This is a genomic window from Pelomonas sp. Root405 (genome assembly GCF_001425165.1).
In the GTDB taxonomy this organism is placed as follows: Bacteria; Pseudomonadota; Gammaproteobacteria; order Burkholderiales; family Burkholderiaceae_C; genus Pelomonas.
On record NZ_LMDU01000012.1, the window covers coordinates 403,479 to 424,316 of the forward strand.

18 protein-coding genes are annotated in these 20,838 nt (G+C 68.3%); 14 read left to right on the forward strand and 4 right to left on the reverse strand.

Annotation, left to right across the window (positions count from 1 at the left end):
* Positions 1–4: 4 nt before the first annotated feature.
* The 6 genes from ASC81_RS14720 (at position 5) to ASC81_RS14745 (ending at position 6,941) form a co-directional block, all read left to right on the forward strand.
* Entirely contained in the window at positions 5–1,357 is a 1,353-nt protein-coding gene (locus ASC81_RS14720; RefSeq protein ID WP_056268516.1) for a GH1 family beta-glucosidase, read from the forward strand.
* A 132-nt stretch (positions 1,358–1,489) separates the two neighbouring features.
* The gene (locus ASC81_RS14725; protein ID WP_056268520.1) at positions 1,490–2,740 is read left to right on the forward strand and encodes an ABC transporter substrate-binding protein; all 1,251 of its coding nucleotides are present in this window, start codon (positions 1,490–1,492) and stop codon (positions 2,738–2,740) included.
* Between the two features lie 2 nt (positions 2,741–2,742).
* Positions 2,743–3,618, forward strand: a complete 876-nt coding sequence (locus ASC81_RS14730; RefSeq protein WP_056268522.1) for a carbohydrate ABC transporter permease — start codon at positions 2,743–2,745, stop codon at positions 3,616–3,618.
* Complete coding sequence (locus tag ASC81_RS14735; protein ID WP_056268525.1) at positions 3,618–4,484, forward strand: carbohydrate ABC transporter permease; 867 nt, start codon at positions 3,618–3,620, stop codon at positions 4,482–4,484. Before ASC81_RS14730 ends, ASC81_RS14735 begins: the two co-directional genes overlap by 1 nt.
* A complete protein-coding gene (locus ASC81_RS14740; protein ID WP_056268528.1) occupies positions 4,481–5,533 on the forward strand; it encodes an ABC transporter ATP-binding protein in 1,053 nt (350 codons plus the stop codon). Before ASC81_RS14735 ends, ASC81_RS14740 begins: the two co-directional genes overlap by 4 nt.
* 13 nt (positions 5,534–5,546) lie before the next feature.
* Positions 5,547–6,941 carry a glycoside hydrolase family 30 beta sandwich domain-containing protein gene (locus ASC81_RS14745; RefSeq protein WP_056268530.1) on the forward strand — a complete coding sequence of 465 codons (1,395 nt, stop codon included), beginning with the start codon at positions 5,547–5,549 and terminating at the stop codon, positions 6,939–6,941.
* Positions 6,942–6,950: 9 nt separating this feature from the next.
* Here ASC81_RS14745 and asd read toward each other — a convergent pair whose 3' ends face one another.
* Positions 6,951–7,784, reverse strand: a complete 834-nt coding sequence (gene asd, locus ASC81_RS14750) for an archaetidylserine decarboxylase (RefSeq protein WP_056268534.1) — start codon at positions 7,782–7,784, stop codon at positions 6,951–6,953.
* Positions 7,785–7,818: 34 nt separating this feature from the next.
* Here asd and ASC81_RS14755 point away from each other — a divergent pair, with 34 nt between their 5' ends.
* Positions 7,819–8,622, forward strand: a complete 804-nt coding sequence (locus ASC81_RS14755) for a rhodanese-like domain-containing protein (protein WP_082536531.1) — start codon at positions 7,819–7,821, stop codon at positions 8,620–8,622.
* A 93-nt stretch (positions 8,623–8,715) separates the two neighbouring features.
* Here ASC81_RS14755 and ASC81_RS14760 read toward each other — a convergent pair whose 3' ends face one another.
* Complete coding sequence (locus ASC81_RS14760; protein WP_082536532.1) at positions 8,716–10,635, reverse strand: TonB-dependent siderophore receptor; 1,920 nt, start codon at positions 10,633–10,635, stop codon at positions 8,716–8,718.
* Positions 10,636–10,872: 237 nt separating this feature from the next.
* On the opposite strand from ASC81_RS14760, the gene ASC81_RS14765 reads away from it, so the two are divergent.
* From ASC81_RS14765 to ASC81_RS14790, 6 genes are all read left to right on the forward strand, one after another.
* Complete coding sequence (locus ASC81_RS14765; RefSeq protein WP_056268540.1) at positions 10,873–12,174, forward strand: UDP-N-acetylglucosamine 1-carboxyvinyltransferase; 1,302 nt, start codon at positions 10,873–10,875, stop codon at positions 12,172–12,174.
* Between the two features lie 162 nt (positions 12,175–12,336).
* On the forward strand, positions 12,337–13,230 hold the full coding sequence (locus tag ASC81_RS14770) for a TIGR02285 family protein (RefSeq protein WP_082536533.1): 894 nt from the start codon (positions 12,337–12,339) through the stop codon (positions 13,228–13,230).
* Positions 13,227–14,135, forward strand: a complete 909-nt coding sequence (locus tag ASC81_RS14775; RefSeq protein WP_056268545.1) for a pseudouridine synthase — start codon at positions 13,227–13,229, stop codon at positions 14,133–14,135. Before ASC81_RS14770 ends, ASC81_RS14775 begins: the two co-directional genes overlap by 4 nt.
* On the forward strand, positions 14,132–15,226 hold the full coding sequence (locus tag ASC81_RS14780) for a diguanylate cyclase (RefSeq protein ID WP_056268548.1): 1,095 nt from the start codon (positions 14,132–14,134) through the stop codon (positions 15,224–15,226). The genes ASC81_RS14775 and ASC81_RS14780 overlap by 4 nt, the downstream gene beginning before the upstream one ends.
* A gap of 111 nt (positions 15,227–15,337) precedes the next feature.
* Positions 15,338–16,216, forward strand: coding sequence for an amino acid ABC transporter substrate-binding protein (locus ASC81_RS14785; RefSeq protein WP_056268552.1), 879 nt, complete (start codon positions 15,338–15,340; stop codon positions 16,214–16,216).
* A 107-nt stretch (positions 16,217–16,323) separates the two neighbouring features.
* Positions 16,324–17,310, forward strand: a complete 987-nt coding sequence (locus ASC81_RS14790; RefSeq protein WP_056268554.1) for a GGDEF domain-containing protein — start codon at positions 16,324–16,326, stop codon at positions 17,308–17,310.
* Positions 17,311–17,313: 3 nt separating this feature from the next.
* On the opposite strand, the gene ASC81_RS14795 is transcribed toward ASC81_RS14790, so the two are convergent.
* Together ASC81_RS14795 and ASC81_RS14800 are read right to left on the reverse strand one after the other, a co-directional pair.
* Positions 17,314–18,132 (reverse strand): HDOD domain-containing protein, encoded by an 819-nt coding sequence (locus ASC81_RS14795; RefSeq protein WP_056268558.1) that lies wholly within the window; start codon positions 18,130–18,132, stop codon positions 17,314–17,316.
* Positions 18,133–18,167: 35 nt separating this feature from the next.
* On the reverse strand, positions 18,168–18,929 hold the full coding sequence (locus ASC81_RS14800; protein WP_056268561.1) for a TSUP family transporter: 762 nt from the start codon (positions 18,927–18,929) through the stop codon (positions 18,168–18,170).
* A 449-nt stretch (positions 18,930–19,378) separates the two neighbouring features.
* On the opposite strand from ASC81_RS14800, the gene ASC81_RS14805 reads away from it, so the two are divergent.
* A complete protein-coding gene (locus ASC81_RS14805) occupies positions 19,379–20,755 on the forward strand; it encodes a TIGR03790 family protein (RefSeq protein WP_056268564.1) in 1,377 nt (458 codons plus the stop codon).
* The last annotated feature ends 83 nt before the right edge of the window (positions 20,756–20,838 follow it).

Below are 20,838 nucleotides of genomic sequence, written 5' to 3' on the forward strand. Positions count from 1 at the left end.
GCCCATGAGCTCTCACACCGCCCCGACCCGCAAGAACTTCCCCGCCGACTTCCGTTGGGGCGTGTCCACCTCATCCTTCCAGATTGAAGGCGCCGGCCGCGAGGACGGCAAGGGCGAGTCCATCTGGGACCGCTTCTGCAGCGAGCCTGGTCGCATCCGCGACGGCTCCCACGCGCTGGTGGCTTGCGACCACTATCACCTGTGGCCGCGAGACCTCGACATGGCCAAGGCGCTGGGCGTCAACGCCTACCGCTTTTCCATCGCCTGGCCGCGCATCCTCCCGGAGGGGCGCGGCCGGGTGAACGAAGCCGGCCTGGCCTTCTATGACCGCCTGGTGGACGGCATGCTGGCGCGCGGCCTCGACCCCTGGGCCACGCTCTACCACTGGGACCTGCCGCAGGCGTTGCAGGAACAAGGCGGCTGGGTCAACCGCGACACCATCGGCGCATTCCTCGAATACACCGACATCGTCACTCGCCGCCTGGGCGACCGCGTCAAGCACTGGATCACGCACAACGAACCGTGGTGCTCCTGCATGATGAGTTACTGGGAGGGCGTGCACGCCCCCGGCGGCAAGAGCCTGGCCGATGCGATGCAGGCCTGCCACCACGTGCTGCTGTCGCATGGCCAGGCCATCCCGCTGATCCGCAAGAACTCGACTGGCGCCCAGGTCGGCATCACGCTGAGCCTGCATCCGATCGCCGCCGCGTCCGACAGCCCCGCGGACGCGGCCGCGCTGAAGCGCCACGACGGCCTGCGCAACCGCTGGTTCCTGGACCCGCTGTTCGGCCGCGGCTACCCGGCCGACACGCTGGAGCTGCTCGGCGATGCCGCCCCCAAGGTGCAGCCGGGCGATCTGGACGAGATCGCCGCGCCGACCGACTTCCTCGGCGTGAACTACTACTTCCCCGAGATGGTGGCCGACGACCCGAGCGACAAGGGCGGCCCGATGCGCGCCAGCCTGGTTGATCGCGAAGGCGTCGAGCGCACCGGCTTCGGCTGGGAGGTGTCGCCGCAGGGCCTGGTCGACCTGCTGACCCGCATCCAGCGCGACTACAACCCGGCCGTCATCCAGCTGACCGAGAACGGCTCCACCTTCGAAGATGTGTTGACGCCGGAGGGCCGCGTGCACGACACCCAGCGCCTGTCCTATCTGCAGCGCCACCTGGCGGCCGTGAAGCAGGCCATGGACGTCGGCGTGCCGGTCAAGGGCTACTTCGCGTGGAGCCTGCTGGACAACTTCGAGTGGGCCGAGGGCTATCTGCGCCGCTTCGGCCTGGCCTATGTCGACTACGCCACCCAACAGCGCACGCTGAAGGACAGCGGCCTCTGGTATGGCCAGTTCCTGAACGAATAATTAACACCAAAGTGACCGCTTGTTAAGGGGTACAGGCGGTTTCTAAATGAAATATTACAGGGTCGTCCCTAAAGCGCCGCGCGCCTGACCGGGGCACACTGCGCCCGCCGCACTACAAGATCCGGAGACAAGATGAACTTCCCCCACCACGCCCTGGCCGCCGCCGTTCTCGCCGCCGCCACCATCCCCGCCGTTCCCGCCTCCGCCCAGTCGGCCGCGCCGCTGAAGGCCGAAGTCATCCATTGGTGGACCTCCGGCGGCGAATCCGCCGCCGCCAAGACCCTGGCCGAGGCCTACAAGGCCCAAGGCGGCGTGTGGGTGGACACGGCCATCGCCCTTGGCGAACAGGCCCGCTCGGTCGCCATCAACCGCATTGCCGGCGGCAACCCCCCGACCGCCGCACAGTTCAACACCACGCAGCAGTTCCGCGACATCGTCGACCAGGGCCTGCTGAACAACGTCGACGAAGTCGCCAAGCGCGACGGCTGGGACAAGTTCCTTCCGGAGACGGTGCTGAGCGCCATCCGCGTCAACGGCCACTACTACGCCGCGCCGGTCAACATCCACAACATGAGCTGGTTCTGGTTCTCCAAGGCCGCCTTCAAGAAGGCCGGCATCGCCGAGGAACCCAAGAGCTTCGACGAACTCTTCGCCGCGCTGGACAAGCTCAAGGCCGCCGGCCTCGTGCCGCTGGCCCACGGCGGCCAGCCCTGGCAGGACGGCATCGTCTTCACCGCCACGCTGGCCCACTACGGCGGCCGCGACCTCTACCTGAAGGTCTTCCGCGACCGTGACCCCAAGGCCATCATGGGCGAGGACTTCAAGAAGGTGCTGCTCGCCTACAAGAAGCTGCAGGGGTACACCGACAAGGGCTCGCCCGGCCGCAACTGGAACGACGCCACCGCCATGCTGATCAGCGGCCGCGCCGGCGTGCAGATCATGGGCGACTGGGCCAAGGGCGAATTCGCCCAGGCCAAGCAGGAGGCGGGCAAGGACTTCGGCTGCGCGCCCGGCTTCGGCCCGAACGCGCCCTACATCATCCAGGGCGATGTGATGGTCTTCCCCAAGACCAGCAAGCCCGACCAGGTCAAGGCCCAGCAGCTGCTGGCCAGCGTCATCACCCAGCCGGCCACGCAGGTCGCCTTCAGCATCAAGAAGGGTTCCATCCCCATCCGCACCGACGTCGACGTCAGCAAGATGGACCTGTGCGCGCAGATGGGTGTGGCGGCAATGAAGAACAAGGCCCGCCAGCTCGGCAACGGCGAGATCTACATCACGCCCGACCAGAACGGCGCGCTGCAGGACGTGCTGACGTCGTTCTGGAACCGCAACGTGCCGGTCGAGAAGGTCCAGAAGGACATCGTCAACGCGTTGAAGTCCTGAACATGAAGCGCCGCTCCCTCGCGGCCTGGGGTGCGCTGCTGCCCCTGGCCCTGATCGTCTGCGTCGGCTACATCGGCACGGTGCTGTGGACCGTGCGGACGTCGATGTCCAGCTCGCGCACCTTCCCCAAGGACGACTTCGTCGGCCTGCAGCAGTTCGAGCGCCTGCTGGACAACGACCGCTGGCAGCACGCCATCCAGAACCTGGCGGTCTACGGCGTGCTCTTCATCACCGCGGCCATGGTCATCGGCTTTCTGCTGGCCGTCTTCATCGACCAGAAGGTGCGTGGCGAGGGCGTGCTGCGCACGGCTTTCCTGTATCCGTATGCGATGTCCTTCGTCGCCACCGGCTTGGTCTGGCAATGGGTGCTCAACCCCGAGAGCGGCCTGCAGAACGCGATGCAGCAGCTGGGCTGGACGAGCTTCACCTTCGACTGGATCGTCGACCAGGACATGGTCATCTACACCGTGGCCATCGCCGGCACATGGCAAGGCGCAGGGCTGGTGATGGCGCTGATGCTGGCGGGCCTGCGCGGCATCGACGAGGAAATCTGGAAGGCCACGCGGCTGGACGGCATCCCGACTTGGCGCACCTACCTCAGCGTCGTGCTGCCCATGTTGGGCCCGACGCTGGCGACCGTCTTCACGCTGCTGGCTGTTGGCGTCGTCAAGGTCTTCGACACGGTCGTCGCGATGACGCAGGGCGGTCCCGGCACGGCCAGCGATGTGCCGGCCAAATTCATCATGGATCACCTGTTCGCGCGTGCGAACCTCGCGTTGGCCTCGGCCGGCGCGGTCGTGTTGCTGATCACGGTGCTCGCACTGATCGCGCCGCTGGCCTATGCGCGCAGCCGCCAGAAGACGCAGGGAGGCCATTGATGAGCAAGCGCACCAAAGCCACGGCGCGCTGGGCCCGGTTCGGCGTCTATGCCTTCCTGCTGTTCGCCGCCGCCTTCTTCCTGCTGCCGCTCTACGTCATGCTGACGACGTCATTCAAGAGCATGGAGGAAATCCGCCTCGGCGAGATCTTCGCGCTGCCGTCGGCGCCTTCGCTGGACGCGTGGTACGCCGCCTGGAGCGAGGCCTGCACGGGGGTGAACTGCGAGGGCATCCGCGGTGGCTTCTGGAACTCGGTCGCCATCACGGTGCCGTCCGTCATCCTGCCCATCCTGCTCGGCGCCATCAACGGCTATGCGCTCAGCTGGTGGAAGCCCAAGGGCGGCGAGTGGCTGTTCGCCGTCCTGATGATCGGCGCCTTCATCCCCATCCAGGTGATGATCTTCCCGCTCGTCAAGCTGGAGGCCGCCATCGGCATCTACAGCAGCCTGCCCGGCATCGTGCTCGTGCATGTCATCTTCGCGATGCCCATCATGACGCTGCTGTTCCGCAACTACTACGCCAGCCTGCCGACCGAGCTCTTCAAGGCGGCGCGCGTGGATGGCGGCGGCTTCTGGCGCATCTTCATCCAGCTCGTGCTGCCGATGTCCACGCCGATGCTGATCGTCGCGGCCATCATGCAGATTACTGGCGTGTGGAATGACTACATCCTCGGCCTGACCTTCGCCGGCCGCGATAACCAGCCGATGACGGTGCAGCTCAACAACGTCATCAACACGACGACGGGCGAGCGCCTCTACAACCTCAACATGGCCGCGACCATCCTGACGTCGGCCGTTCCTCTTCTTGTCTACCTGATTTCAGGTCGGTGGTTCGTTCGCGGCATCGCCGCCGGGGCAGTGAAATGAGTGGCGTCAATATCCAGAGCCTGAGCATCAAGTTCGGCCACAACGAAGTCATCAAGGGCCTGGACCTCCAGGTCGTCGAGGGCGAGTTCCTCGTGCTGCTCGGCCCCTCGGGCTGCGGCAAGTCGACGCTGCTGCACAGCATCGCCGGCCTCATCGACGTCAGTGCCGGCCGCATCCACATCGGCGGCCAGGACATGACCGACGCCGAGCCCGCCGAGCGCGGCATCGGCATGGTGTTCCAGAGCTATGCGCTGTACCCGACGATGACGGTCGAGCGCAACATGTCCTTCGGCCCGCGCGTGGCCGGCGTGCCCAAGGCCGAGATCGAACGCCGCGTGACGCGCGCGGCCGAGATGCTGCAGCTCACGCCGCTGCTGGGCCGCAAGCCCGCCCAGCTGTCGGGCGGCCAGCGCCAGCGCGTCGCCATCGGCCGTGCCCTGGTGCGGGAGGCTGGCGTCTTCCTGTTCGACGAGCCGCTGTCCAACCTCGACGCGAAGCTGCGCGCCGAGCTGCGCCGCGAGCTCAAGCTGCTGCACCACACGCTGGGCAACACGATGATCTACGTGACCCACGACCAGGTCGAGGCCATGACGCTGGCCTCGCGCATCGTCGTCATGAAGAGCGGCGTCATCCAGCAGATCGGCACGCCCAGCGAGGTCTACGAGCGCCCGGCCAATCTCTTCGTCGCCGGCTTCCTGGGTTCGCCCGCCATCAACATGGTGCCGGCCAAGGTCGGCGCCGACGGTCGCTCGCTGGAAGGCGCGCTGCCGCTGCAGCTGGCCGAGGGCCGCGCGAAGGCCGGCCAGGGCCTCGTGCTCGGCGTGCGCCCGGAGCATGTGCGCCTGCAGTCCGACGGACGCTGGCGGGCCACGGTGCAGCTGGTCGAGCCGATGGGCAACCACCAGGTCGTCTGGATGAAGCTGGGCGAGCAGGGCTTCTCGGTGCTGGTGCACGACGGCCGCCGCATCGCGGCCGGCGATGAGCTGGCGTTCGACGTCGACGAGTCGGCGCTGAGCGTCTTCGATGCCGTCAGCGAACAGCGTCTCTGACCCCAACAACCGCATGAAAACATTCATCCTCTCCTTGACGGCTGCATTCGCCCTGAGTGCTAACGCCGCACCTGTACGGGCTTTTCTGACCACGGCCGACCAGCAGAACCTGCTGGCGCCCAGCCAGGTCGCCAAGCCTGCGGCCAAGGCCGATGCGGTCATCCGCGTCGATCCCAGGCGTCAGTACCAGCACATGGCAGGCTTCGGCGCGGCCATCAGCGAGGCCTCGGCCTGGCTGCTCCGCAACGGCCTGAAGGACGGGGAGCGCGAGGCGCTGATGCGCGAGCTGTTCACGCGCGAAAACGGCGGCGTCGGCTTTGACCTGACGCGGCTGACCATCGGTGCCTCCGACTTCTCGCGCCGCCACTACAGCCTGAACGACATGCCGCCGGGCCAGACCGACCCGGCGCTGAAGAACTTCTCGCTCGACCCCGAGCGCGCCGACGTCATCCCTGCAACCAAGCAGGCGCTGGCGCTGAACCCCCAGCTGCAGGTCATGGCCTCGCCCTGGAGCGCGCCCGGCTGGATGAAGACGACCGACAGCCTGGTGCAGGGCCAACTCAAGCCCGAGTTCTACGGCGCGTTCGCCCGCTACATGGTGCGTTATGTGGAAGAGATGAAGGCCGAGGGCGTGCCGATCTTTGCGCTGACGCTGCAGAACGAGCCCCACTTCGAGCCGCCGGACTATCCCGGCATGCGCATGACGCCGCGCACCCGCGCCACCGTCGTCGGCCAGCATCTGGGACCGTTGCTGAAAAGCAAAGGCATGAAGACCCAGCTCCTGGAGTGGGACCACAACTGGGACGAGCCCTGGAGCCCGCTGTCCATGCTGTCCGACGCGACCGCGCGCCAGTACGTGTCCGGCGTGGCCTGGCATTGCTACGGCGGCGACGTGTCGGCGCAATCCCAGGTGGCCCAGCACTTCCCGGAGCTGGACGTCTGGTTCACCGAATGCTCGGGCGGCGAATGGAAGCCGCAATGGGCCGAGACCCTGCCCTGGATGATGCGCAATCTCATCATCGGCAGCACCCGCCACGGTGCGCGCGGTGTGCTGATGTGGAACCTTGCGCTGGACCCGCAGCACGGCCCGCATTTGGGCGGCTGCAAGGACTGCCGCGGCGTCGTCACCATCGACCCCAAGACGGGCAAGGTCACGCGCAACATCGAGTACTACGCCTTCGGCCATGCCAGCCGCTTCGTGCTGCGCGACGCGCGACGCGTCGAGTCCAGCGGCGTCGACAGCAAGAAGACCGGGCTCGACCATGTGGCCTTCACCAACCCGGACGGCAGCACGGCCCTCATCGTCAGCAACTCGGCTGCCGAGGCGCGCCGCTTCACGGTGCAGGCGCCGGGCCAGCGCTTCGGCTATGAATTGCCAGCCAGCGGGGTCGTGACGTTAACTTGGTGACGCGGACGCCTAGCGCGCCATCCACTCACCCATGCGGATGGCGCCACCGGGCTGCCAGGTCGGGTTGAACTGCAGCTCGCTCTTCTCGAACAGCATGACGACGGTGGAGCCCAACAGGAAGCGGCCCATCTCGTCGCCCTGGGCCAGCGTGACCTGGCCGGGCTGGTAGTCCCACTCCCGCACGGGCCCGCGCCGGTTGACGGGGCCATGCCAGACGGTCGTCATGCTGCCGACGATGGTGGCGCCGACAAGCACCAGCACCCAGGTGCCCAAGGTGTCGTTCTCGAACACGCAGACGACGCGCTCGTTGCGCGCGAACAGCCCAGGCACACCGCGCGCCGTTGTCGGGTTCACCGAGAACAGTGCGCCCGGCACGTGAACCATGCGCACCAGGCGCCCGTCGGCGGGCATGTGGATGCGGTGGTAGTCCTTCGGGCTGAGGTAGAGGTTGGCGAACAGGCCGTCCTGGAACTTGGCCGCCAACTGCGCGTCGCCGCCAACCAGGGCCGTTGTCGAAAAGGCCTGCCCCTTGGCCTGGAAAACCTGGTCGCCCTGGATGCGGCCGACCTGGCTGATCGCGCCGTCCACCGGGCAGATCAGCGGAGCGTCGGCCAGCGGCCGGGCGCCGGCCTTGAGCGCGCGCGTGAAGAAGTCGTTGAAGGTGGCGTAAGCCGTGATGTTGGGCTCGGCCGCCTCGGCCATGTTGACGCCGTAGCGCGCGACAAAGCGCCGGATCGTCGACGTCGTCATGCCGCCGCGCGGCTTGCTCGCAATGCGCCCAGCCAGGCGCGTCATCGCCCCCTTGGGCATCAGGTATTGGGGAAGGACTTTGAGGCGGGACATAGGCGGGCCAGTGTACGAGCCGACAATTCGCGGCATGGCCTTGCTGCACAGCTCCTTCTACCGTTTTACCCCGATGCCGGACCCACCCGGATCTGCCGAATGGCTGCGCGAACGCGGCGCGGCGCTGGCCCTCGGTGGCGTCGTGCTGGTGGCACAAGAAGGCCTGAGCGCAGCCATCGCCGGCGAAGCGGATGCGGTCCGCACCTTCGAGGCCGAGCTGCGGGCGCAGCCGGGTCTGGCCGGCCTGCACTTCAAACACAACATCTGCGAGCGCCGGCCCTTCAGCCGCCTCAAGGTCAGCGTCAAGCGCGAAATCGTCGCTTTTGGCGTGCCGGGCGTCAGCGGAGAAGACACGGGCACTCACGTCAGCCCTCAGCGCTTTCGCGAACTGCTGGCCCACCCCGACACCGTCGTCCTCGACAACCGCAACAGTTTCGAGTTCAAGCTCGGCCGCTTCCGTGGCGCCGTCGACCCCGGCGTCGCGCACTTCCGCGACTTCCCGGCCTATGTCGAAGCGCACCTAGAGGTCTGGCAGGGCAAGACCGTGGCGATGTACTGCACCGGCGGCATCCGCTGCGAAAAGACGGCGGCGTGGATGCAGCAGCGCGGCCTCAACGTCGCCCAGCTCGACGGCGGCATCCTGGGCTTCCTCGAAGCCTTTCCGGACGACGCCGCGACCGACTGGCAGGGCGAGTGCTATGTCTTCGACAAGCGCATCGCCATCGATGCCATGGGTCGCGAGACCGGCACGACGGCGGAGGACGTCTTCACCGACCCGGCCGACGTCTGGCGGCTGGCGCGTGCGCGGCGGCTGGATCCCGAAGACGGCGCGGCCTGACAGGCTCAGAGCAGCCGGCATCATCGGTTTGGCGGCGAGCGATGCCGGCCAGCAACCTGCCGAGTTTTAGCAGCGGCCGGCGCTGTGCTGCCGTCACGGCGTCCATCGCAGCTGCGCGTAGGCCTCCGGTCCGAAGACGCTGCGGCCCGGCGCGGCATTGGCCTCGGCGTGACGGCCGTGCAGCAAGTTGCGGCCGCCCAGCGTCAACGCCAGCTGCGGGGTGGCGCGCCAGCCATAGTTGACGTCCAGCACCGTGTAGCCGGGCACGGCCGGCTGTGGCAGTGCGGCGACGCGGCGCAGCGTCAGGTCCAGCTCATGTCGGTCCGCCGGCTGCAGCGCGGCGCGCAGCTGCCATTGCTGCGGCGGGTCGTTGCCCAGCGCGGACGGCCCCACCGGGTCGGTGCTGCCTGGCTGAGCGGCCAGGTCTTGCTGCAACCGGTTAAAGCCGGCGCTCCAGCGCAGCCAGGGCAGCGGCTGCCAGTGCCCCCAGGCTTCCAGTCCCCAGCTGTTGCCGGCGATCATGTTCTGCACCATGGCGTTCGGCGGCGGCTGGCCGCTGCGCAACCGTCGCCAGTCGTGGTGGTAGAGCGTCAGCGCGTAGCTCAGCGTGCCGCTCGGCTGGCCGCGGTGGCCCAGCTCGATGACGCGCGCCACCTCCGACACGAAGCCGGGGCCGCCCGCAATGATGAACGGCGGCTTCGACGGCAGGCGCAGGTCGCGGTCCAGCCGGGCCGGCGCGCGCACCGCCCGCGACAGCGAGGTCCACCATCGCCAGCGCGCCGATGGCGACCATGCCAGGCGCAGCGAAGGCAGCGTCTCCCAGCCCGTGTAGTCGTTGTGCTCGAACTTCGTGCCGGCCGTCAGCCGCCAGCCGTTTGCCAGGCGCAGCTCATCCTGAACGAACAGGTTCTGCCACTGCTGCCTCGCGCGCTCGGGCACGAAGCCGAACAGCAGCCCAGGCGCGATGTGGTCGCGCGAACTCCGCCAGCCGCCGCCCCAGTCGATGTTGTGCGCACCCCAGCTCAGGCTGTGCTGCGCCTCCAGGTCCACCACCGTGAAGCGCGGGCTGTACAGGATCGCGTCCTCGCGCCGCACATGGTCGTAGTAGGCCTGCACGCGCAGGCGCGAGCCGCCGTTCAGCCGGCCGGTCCAGCGCGCCAGCAGGTTCTCGCCGGACGTGCGCACGCCGCCCAGGTTCTGTGCGCCGCTCATGCGGTCGGCCGTGTCCCCGCGGTAGACGTCGCCCTGCACGGTCAGCCCGTCCTCGCCGCTCAGCCAGTCGGCGCGCCAGCCCAGCTGCCAGCGCCGCGACTTGTCCCTCAGGACCGCGCCGGCTTCGGTCTCGCTCGCGTCGTGCTGCTGCAGCTTGGCATAAGCGCGCCAGTGGCCTTGCAGGGGAAGCGCGCCGCCGTGGCGCAGCGCGGCGGCGCGCTCGTCGGTGCCCGCGTCCACGCGCAGCATCGGCCCGGCGTCTGCCGCCGGCCGACTGATGATGTTGATCACCCCATTGACCGCGTTCGTGCCCCAGACACTGCCACCTGGCCCGCTGATGACCTCGATGCGGGCGACGTCGTCCAGCAGCACGTCCTGCTGGTCCCACTGCACGCCGGAGAAATAGGGCGCGTAGACCGTTCGGCCGTCGATCAGCACCAGCAGCTTGTTGCCGATGGCATTGTTGAACCCGCGTGCGCTGATGGCGTACTGGGTGGCATTGACCCGCGCGACTTGCAGGTTCGGCGCCAGCTGCAGCGCCTCAGGAAGGGTGCGCGCACCGGCGCGGCGTATCGCATCGGCGCTGATCACATACAGCGCAGCCGGCACCTGCGCGAGCTTCTCGCGGCGCCGCGACAAGGAGCTGATCTCGATGTTGGACAGCTGCTCCAGCGACAGCTCGCTCAGATCCTGCGCCGCTACTGGGGCGACCGGCAGCGCCAGCAGCGCGAGCAACGCAACGCCACCGCCAGCCCGGCGGTGGATGGGGCAAGGATCGTCCTCGTCAGTTGGCTGGCGCACGGATCACCTCCCTATGGTCCGGGCTCTGAAATGGCCCGGACGGGCCGCACCAGCATAACAACGCGATCCGTGGGACGCGACGTGGCCGCGCCGGTCGAACCGGACCGCCGCCGAGCACTGCGGAAGATTGATTCCCACATCGCGGAACAAAGCTTCCGGGCCCTGGCGCCTGTGCCGTGTCGCAAACGTCGACAATGCCACTGCGCGCCGCTTGCGTGCACCGAAACCCCTCATTCGATGTCCCACCTGATCGTCCACGGCGGCACGCCCCTCTCGGGCCGCATCACCCCCTCGGCCAACAAGAACGCCGTCCTGCCCATCCTGTGCGCCACGCTGCTGACCAGGCAGCCCGTGCGCCTGCGCGGCGTGCCCGAGATCACCGACGTGAAGAAGATCGTCGAGGTCTTCCGCAAGCTCGGCTCGATGGTCGAGCTGGATTTCAAGACCGGCATCCTCGACGTCCACCACCGCGACACCCACTTCGACCCGGCCACCGACCGCCTGCCCGAGGAGATGCGCTCTTCCATCATGCTGGTGCCCGGCCTGATGGCACGCTTCGGCGCGGCGCGCATCGAGGACGACGTCAAGGGCTGCACGCTGGGCGCGCGCGAGATCGACCCGCACGTGGAGGTGTTCCAGCGCTTCGGCGCCGATGTCGAGCGGCTGCCCGATGGCCTGGTGCTGCATGTCAAGCGGCCCCTGAGATCCAACGACCACTGGACCGATTACGCCTCCGTCACGACGACCGAGAACTTCGTCCTCTGCGCGGCGCTGGCCGACGGCGTCTCCACGCTGACCAATGCCGCCAGCGAGCCGCATGTGCAGGAGTTCTGCAACTTCATGTCGCTGCTGGGCGCCAAGATCGAAGGTCATGGCACGTCCAAGCTGAAGATCACCGGCGTGCACGAGCTGGGCGGCGCCGACTACACCTTCACCGAAGACTTCCACGAGATCGTCACCTTCCTGGCGCTGGGCGCCATCACCGGTGGCAATGTGCAGGTCAAGAACGGCGCGCCGGAGATGTTCCCGCTGCTGGACCGTACGTTCGCCAAGTTCGGCGTGCAGATCGTGCACGAGGACGGCTGGAGCCGCTGCGTCACCGACGGCCCGCTGAAGGTCAAGGAGCCGTTCACCCGCAACATCCTGCAGAAGGTGGAAGCCGCGCCCTGGCCGTATGTGCCGGTGGACCTGCTGCCCATCTTCGTCGCGCTCGGCGTCAAGGCCGAGGGCAGCGTGATGTTCTGGAACAAGATCTACGACGGCGCGATGGGCTGGACCAGCGAGCTGGCCAAGTTTGGCGCGCATGCCTTCCTGAGTGACCCGCATCGCATGATCACCTTCGGCGGCAAGCCGTTGAGTCCGGCCGAAGTGGACAGCCCCTACATCATCCGTGTGGCCATCGCGCTGCTGATGGTGGCGGCCAGCATCCCGGGCAAGAGCGTGATCAAGAACGCGACGCCGATCCGCCGCGCCCACCCGAATTTCGTCGAGCACATCGGCGAGCTGGGTGCGCGCATGGAATGGGTCGAGGGCGATTAGAACGTGAAGCCCCTCGTCCGGTCTCTCGCCGCTGAACGCGGGCGAGTCCAGCCGGTCCCCCAAGGGGACGGCGATGCGCGCGGGGAATGCCCCGCCCGCACATCGCCCACCGGGCCGGCTTGGGAGCGGCCCGGCGCTCGGCCCGAATACCGGGGGCGCTGAATGCGCGCAGGTTGGTTGCTGGCGGCTTGGATGGCTGCTGTCGCAGCGCACGCCGAGACCATTCGCTGGGTGGCGCAGGACGTGCCGCCTCATTTCAGCTTCGTTCAGGGCCGGGCGCCGCAGTCCGTTGCCGAGCTCGGCCGTGGCGAGGTGGACGGCTTCATGCGCGTGCTGCTGGCGCGCATGCCCGGCTATCGGCACGAGTTCATCGAGGCCAGCACGGCGCGCTACGAGCGCGAAAGCTTGCGCGGTCAGACGCTGTGCTCGACCCTGCATGTGCGTACGCCCGAGCGCATGAAGTGGCTGTACTTCTCCCATCTCTACCCGCCGCTGGCCTCGCGTGAGATTCACGTCATCGTGCGCCGCGACCTGCTGCCCAGGTTATCCGACGGTGCGCGTCCGCAGGACGGGCGCCTGCTGCTGGCCGAGCTGCTGAAGCGCCCGGACCTGCGCCCGCTGCTCGCCCGTGACCGGGCCTTCGGGGCGCAGATCGACAAGCTGCTGGCCCAGCGGCCCGTGCCGCGACAGTCCGTCGGCGCGCAGCTCAGCACGCAGTTGCTGGACATGCTGCGTGCCGGCCGCATGGACTACACGCTGGAGTACCCGGCCGTCGTCAAGGATTACCTCGCCCGTGTGGGTGAGCCGGGCGCGCTGGTGGCGCTGCCGGTGGCCGAGGGCCTGAGCACGCTGCTGGCCACGGTGTCCTGCAGCCGCACGCCCGAGGGGCGGCGCCACATCGAGGCCATCGACGCCGCGGTGCGCGCGCTGGCGCGCGATCCGAACCGCGAGGCCTGGGTGCGTGAATGGCGGGCCGACCGCGCCGAACCGCAGGACATGAAGCGCCTGAACGCCTACATGGACGAGCGCGCCCGCGGCAGCGCGCGGGTCGAGTGAGCCGGGCGCGCAAGCCGGCGCTGCCCTTGCGCGACGGCGTGGGCGCCAGTGCCGTCTTCTGCGCGCCCGGGCCCTGGGCGACGCTGTCGGTCTTCCTGGCCGAGCGCCTGCCGCTGGTGGCCGACTGGCCGGGCCGCATCGCCCGCGGCGACGTCGTCGACGAGACCGGTCGGCCGCTGGTCGACGCGCCCTACCAGCCCAACCGCAGGGCGTTCTACTGGCGCCAGCTGGACGCCGAGCCCGTGATTCCGTTCGCGGAGCGCATCGTCTTCGAGGACGAGCACCTGCTGGTGGCGGACAAGCCGCACTTCCTTCCCGTCACGCCCGGCGGCGCCTATGTGCAGCAGACGCTGCTGACGCGGCTGCGCCGCACGACCGGCCTGCCTCACCTCAGCCCCATCCACCGGCTGGACCGCGAGACCGCGGGGCTCGTCGTCTTCAGCGTCCGGCCCGAGGAACGCGCCGCCTACCAGAACCTGTTCAGGGATCGTGCCGTCGACAAGGTCTATGAGGCGATGGCGCCGCTCGGGCAAGGGCCGTGGCCGCGCCTGCTGCGCCACCGTCTGGCCGAACGCGACGGCGAGGCCTTCATGCAGATGCAGGCGGTGGATGGCGAGCCGAATGCCGAGACGCGGGTCGACCTGGTCGACACCTTGCCCGACGGCTTCGCGCGCTACGAGCTGCGCCCGCGTACCGGCATCAAGCATCAGCTGCGTGCGCAGATGAGCGCCATCGGCCTGCCGCTCGTTGGCGACCGCATCTACCCCGTGCTGCAGCCGCATGAAAGCCCGCCGCGCTTCGATGCGCCGCTGCAGCTGGTGGCCCGCGCGATTGCGTTCACCGACCCGGTGACAGGCCTGCGCAGGAGTTTCGAGCGCGCCGCCCTCACAATCCCGCCGTCATGAACGCGCCCGACCCTCAAGCCCAGGTCCAGGAATTGCGGCGCCAGCTGCAGTCCCTGCTCGACGCCGCGACGGCCAACGAGCGCAAGCTGGACCGCTTCGACGCGCTGGAGCGCCGCCTGATGGCCGTGACGTCGATGGAGGAGCTGGTCAACCTGCTGCTGGTCGACTGCCGCGACGACTTCGGCCTGGATGCCGCCGAGCTGTGGCTGCTCGACCCTGAGGAAGAGCTGCGCCGCGCGCTGCCGGCGCTGCCGATGGTCAAGGCGCCCAAGCTGCTGGACAGCCACGGCCCGCTGAAGGACCTGTTCGGCGCCGCACGCACCACGCGCCTTATCGGCCCCGGGCCGGACGAAAGCCTGCTGGCCAGGGCCTTCAGCGCGGAGGCCGGTGTGCGTTCGGCCGCGCTGTTGCCGCTGATCCGCCAGGGTCTGTTGATCGGCAGTCTGCACCTGGGCTCGCGGGACCCCGAGCGCTATGACACGGCATCGGGCACGAAGTTTCTGGACCGGCTGTCGGCCATCGCGGCCATCGCCATCGAGAGCATGCTCAACCGCGAGCGCCTGCGCCGCGCCGGCATGACCGATGGCTTGACCGGCGTGCATAACCGCCGCTATTTCGACCACCGCAGCCTTATCGAGTTCAGTCAGGCGGTGCGGCACCGCTACCCGCTGGCCTGCCTGTTCCTGGACATCGACCACTTCAAGGCCATCAATGACCGCCACGGCCACCCTACCGGCGACGAGGTGCTGCGCCAGGTCGGCGGGCTGATCCTGCGCTCGCTGCGCACCGGCGACCTGGCCGCGCGCTATGGGGGCGAGGAATTCGTCGTGCTGCTGCCGCGCACCGACATGGTGGGCGCCTGCGAGGTGGCCGAGCGCATTCGGCTGATGGTGCAGGACGCGCCCTTCGTGACGCCCGAGGGCGGCACCATCAACGCGACCCTGTCGGTCGGCCTGGCCATGCTGCCGGCTGAAGCGACGAGCTTTGCCGACCTGCTGTCGGCGGCCGACCGCGCCGTCTACGACGCCAAGCGCGCGGGCCGCAACCGCACGGTCGCGGCCGACAGCGCCGCCATGCTGGCCGCCGGCTGAATACACCGGCTCGGCGGCGCCCGTGGCATGCAGCGACGGTGTGCACCCCTGGGCGACACATGATCGCGCTACGCTGCAGACGCCTGGGCCGCTGGCCCACAATGAACCGCCATGAAAACCCTGCCGCCACTCCTTCTTGCCCTGGGTCTTGTCACCACCGCCCATGCCGGGCCTGCGCTTGACCGCATCCAGGCCAGTGGCCGCATCGTGCTCGCCCACCGGGAATCTTCCGTCCCCTTCAGCTATCTGCTGCCCGACGGCCGACCTGTCGGGTATGCGGTGGACCTTTGCCTCAAGATCGCGGAAGGCCTGCGCAAGAAGCTGAAGATGGCCACGCTGAACCCGCAGTTCCTGCTGGTCACGCCGGCCAACCGCATCCAGATGGTGGCCGACGGCAAGGCCGACCTGGAGTGCGGCTCCACCACCAACAATGCCGAGCGACGTGAAAAGGTCGCCTTCACGGTGCCGCACTACATCACCGGCGCGCGCTACCTGGTCAGGACCGACAGCGGCATTGCCGAGCTGGCGCAGTTCGAGGGCAAGACCCTGGTGTCAACCAAGGGCACGACGCCGCTGAAGTCCATCACCCAGGCCAACACCGAGCGCGCCCTGCGCATCAACGTCGTCGAGGCGCCCGACCATGCCAAGGCGATGGAGATGCTCGCTTCCGGCCAGGCCGACGGCTTCGTCATGGATGACGTGCTGCTCTATGGCATCGTCGCCGGCCGCCCCGACGCGGCCAAGTTCCGTGTCGTCGGCAAGTTCCTGACCATCGAGCCGTTGTCCATCGTGCTGCCCAAGGGCGATGCCGAACTCAAGGCCATCGTCGACGAGGAGATGAAACGCCTCATCGCCAGCCGCGAGACCCATGCCATCTACGAGCGCTGGTTCATGAAGCCGATTCCGCCCAAGAACACGGCGCTGAACCTGCCGATGAACTACCTGCTCAAGGATTTCTGGAAGTACCCGTCCGACCAGGTGCCGTACTGAGCTCCTGGAGGCTGCGCCAGCTTCTCGGCACTGGGAACGCCCAGACAAACCCCGAGCGAAGGCACTCGGCGCGGCCGTGACAATTTGTGCACAGTCAGCGCCGACCCATGAGCACCGATTCCCTCGCCGAACCCCTGGACCGTGTCAGCCCACGGCGGCTGGGGTCGCTGCGGCTGCGGCTGAGCTTGGCGGTGCCGCTACTGACCACCGTCATCGTCGCGGTTTTCGAATGGAGCGCCAGCGGCTATGAGCCGCTGCGCGAGGGCTTGGCGCGCACGGCGTGGCAGGTGTTGCTGATCAGTGCCGCCCAGTTGGTCCTCATCGAATCGCTGCTGCTCAGGCCGCTGCGCCAGCTCGCGGCCGGCTGCGAGGCGATGGAATCTGCCCCGGTGCCCTTGACGCCCGAAGCGGTGGGGCCAAGGTCCGGCCTTGCTGCCGAGCTGGACCGCATCGGTCATGCGATGCAGCGCGCCCGCGGCTCGCTGTGGCAGCAGGACCAGGACGCGCGCGAACTGCGGCGCGAGCTGGCCCAGCAGCGCCATCTGCTGGAGGAGGCGCATGCCGCGCTGCAGGCCAACCAGCGTGAACTGGCCAGCTTGGCGCGCACCGATGCGCTGACCGGCATCGCCAATCAGCGCGCCTTCGACGAGGCGCTGCGCCGGGAGTTCAAGCGCGCCCAGCGCCAGCGCGGCCTGCTTGCCGTGGCCGTGCTGGACCTGGACCAGTTCAAGCAGTTCAACCTCGTCCACGGCATGGCCGTCGGCGATGCGGCCCTGCAGCGCGTCGCGGTGCTGCTGAGCGAGCGCTTCAAGCGCGACACCGATGTCGTCGCCCGCCTGGGTGGCGAGGAGTTCGTCGCGCTGCTGCCCGGCTTCGGCATGGCCGAGGCCCAGGGCGTGCTGGAGTCACTGCGCGACGAACTGCGCGCCTTGCGCCTGCCCGACGGCCAAGGCAGCTTGACGTTGAGCGTCGGCTTGGCGGCGGCCAGTCCGGCGCATCCGTATTTGAGTGCGCAGGCCTTGCTGCAGGCTGCCGACGAGGCGCTCTACATCGCCAAGCACGCCGGAAGAGACCGCCTCAGCCTGGCGGCCTGAAATTCAGCGACCGTGTTCCTGGGCAGCCAGGAGCTGTTCGTTGACGCGGCGCGCGGCGCGCAGCACCAGCGTCTCATCCAGCTGCGCCTGCGGCGCGATCTGGCTGGCGATTTCGTCAAGCTGCTCTGGGAGTGTCAAGAGCGCCCAGGCGACGGTCGAAATCGCGGCGACGCTGCGGCGCGCCAGGCTCTCGGGCATCGTCAGCGTCGTCTGGATCTCGACGTGATGGCGCACGCTGGCCACAGCGGCCGGCGCGAGGCCCCAGCTCTCGCAAAGCGCTGCGCCGAGCGCGTCATGGCTGACGCCGAAGGCGGTGCGCTCGAGTTCGACGAGTTCGGCATCGCGCGTCGCGGCGCGCAGCATGGCCGGGTAGTGGGTGGGCGCATGGCGGTAGAGCACCGCCTTGCCGCATTCCTCGAACAGGCCGGCCGAGTGGGCAGCCCACGGGTCCACGCCGAGCATCTGACCCATGCGGCCCATCAGCAGGCCGCGCTGCGAGGCGCGCGACCACACCGATTCCAGCTCGGCCGCAGCGGGGAAGGCGGCGCGCAGGCCCATCTCGAAGGTGATGGCGGCGACTTCGCGCATGCCCAGGTAGGTCAGCGCCTGGTGCACGGTCTGGACGCGGCCTCGCAGGCCGTAGAGCGAGGAGTTGACCGCCTTCATGACGGCGGCCGCCAGGGCCATGTCGGTCTCGACCAGGGAGGACATGGCCTGCAGGTCAATGTCCTCGGCTGCCATCAGCAGCGAGAGCTTGACCAGGACCTCGGGCTGGGTCGGGATCTCGATGTCCAGATTGCGCAGTTGAGGATCGACGGGCATGGTGATGTTGTCTCTGGTGGGTGCGTGATCGTAGTTCAGCGGAAGAAGGCATCCCAGGCTGTTTTGAGGATGAGGGCGCTGACGACGATGACGAAAGCGCCGCGCACGAAACCGGCACCGTGCTTGAGCGCGAGGCGCGTGCCCAGCAGGCTGCCGGCCACATTGGTCACCGCCATGACAGCCGCGACATGCCACCAGATATGCCCCTTGCTGACGAAAAGCGTGATCGCGAACGCATTCGTCAGCAGGTTCATCAGTTTGGCGGTGGCGGATGCGTGCAGGAAGTCGTAACCCAGCAACCGCACGAACAGGAAGACGAAAAAGCTCCCCGTGCCGGGGCCGAAAAAACCGTCGTAAAAGCCCACCGCCAGCGCGATGCCGCCAGCCACCCACGCCTCGGCCCGTCCTGCAAAGCGCGGCTTGTGCTCACGGCCCAGGTCCTTCTTGGCCAGCGTGTAGATCAGCACGGCCGCCAGCACCAGCGGCAGCGCCTTGCGCAAGCCGTCGGCACTGACGACGGTCAGCACCCAGGCCCCTGCAAAACTCCCCAGCCCCGCCATCGCTGCCGCTGGCATCAGGCGCTTCCAGGGCAGGTTGACGCGTTTGACGTATTGCAGCGTCGCCCAACCCGTGCCCCAGATCGCCGCGCCCTTGTTCGTGCCCATCAGCGTGGCCGGCGAGGCGCTAGGGAAGGTGCTGAACAAGGCCGGCACCAGCACCAGCCCGCCGCCACCCGCCACGGCATCGATAAAGCCTGCAAGCAGGGAGGCGAGGGCAACGGTAACGAGGTCAAGCATGTCTTTGAAAACGGAAAAGCGCGGACGTAGTGTCTTGCGCGGGCCGAGCGCCGGGCCGCTCCCAAGCCGGGCCGTCTGGCGATGTGCGAGTGGGGCACGCCCCGCGAGCATCGCCGCCCCCTCGGGGGGCCGACTGGCCTTGCCCGCGTCCAGCGCGGCAAGCCGGGCGAGGGGCCCAAAGAAAACGGCCACCAAGGGGTGCCTTGGTGGCCGGTGTGATTGTCTTCGGGGTTACGAAGCAACCTTGTGCGCTTGCCGCTTGTCTTGTCTCCTCACAACCCGCCCGGCGGTCCTGGACCGGAGCCCGGAACCGCGTCGAGTGCCGAGAATGTATTGCCCCGCCGCGGTGCATGTCACTGGGGTAAGTCCGGGTTCGCGGTCCACGAAAGGTGCGTTCCGCCCCATTTTTGTGCATCCGACCGGTTCGCGGAGGCGGTCAGAATCACCCCATGCGCTGCCTCACCGGACGACTATCGCTGCTGTTGTTGGCCCTGCTGAGCGCCTGCGGCGGGGGCGGTGGCGGCAGCCCCGGTGGGGACGGCGGCGGGAGCGGTGGCATAGGGCAGACGCTCACCCTGAGCCTGCCGTCGACCGGCCTGTCGCCGACCGATCTCGCCGTTGTCGTTGCCGAGGGCGATCCGCTCAGCGAAGCGGTCGGCGCGGCCTACCTGGCCGCGCGTGGCGTGCCGGCGGCTAACCTGGTTCGCGTTCGGGTCAATACGGCCAACGAGGCTATCTCAGCGGCCGATTTTGCGTTGCTGAAAACCGACATCGACTCAAAATTGCCGGCCGGCACCCAGGCCACGCTGCTGACCTGGGCCGCCCCCAGCCGAGTGGTCGGCAACTGCAACATGGGCATCACCAGCGCGATGGCCTTCGGCTACGACGAACGCTACTGCAACGTCAACCCGACCACCAACGCCTGCGCGACGACGACGGCGTCGCCGCTGTACGACAGCGAAGTCCGACGACCGCAGGCCGACGCGCAGGTGCGGCCCGCCATGCTGTTGGGCGCTCGCACGCTGGTGGCGGCACAGGCACTGATCAGCCGCGGTGTGGCGGCGGATGCCACCTACCCATCCGGAGACGGTTGGCTGGTACGCACGACGGATGCCAACCGTGCCGTGCGCTGGGAAAACTTCAACGGCCTGCCGGCGGCATGGGGCAGCGCGTTGACGCTGAACTATGTCGACAACAGCGCCGGCCCGGCCAGCGCCAACTCTCTGTCTGGCAAAAGCGGCGTGCTCTTTTACCTGACCGGCCTGAGCAGCGTCGACCACTTATCGACGATCCAGTTCCGCCCGGGCGCCCTGGCCGACACGCTGACTTCCAGCGGCGGCCTGCTACCGAATGGCGCCGGCCAGATGCCCATCACCGCCTGGCTGGACGCGGGCGCGACGGCCAGCTATGGCACCGTCGAAGAGCCCTGCAACCTGCAGCAGAAGTTCTCGCGTGCTTCGGTACTCATCGACCAGTACTGGCGCGGCGCGACCGCCATCGAGGCCTACTGGAAGTCCGTGCAGTGGCCCGGCCAGGGCCTGTTCGTCGGTGAGCCCCTGGCGCAGCCCTTCCGCGACAGCCCGAGCTTTGCCATCGTGGCGGGCGAATACCAGATCAAGACGAGGGCCTTGCGACCTGGCGCCCCCTACAGCCTGCAATACCTGCAGGGATCGACATGGACGACGCTGGCCAGCTTCACCGGCGTGCGCGGCCAGCCGCTCGATGGCCGTGCGCCGTTGCCGCCGGCCGCGGCCACGCGCATCCGTTGGCAAGGGCCCTGTCCGGACAACGTGGCGAGTACCTGTACGCTGGCCCAGTCGCCGTGACGGCCCCCTGAGAATGCGGGTCGGTCAAATCCCGATTGCCCGGCGCCGCCCGTCGTTGAACAGTCGCCCTCCCGCTGTACCCT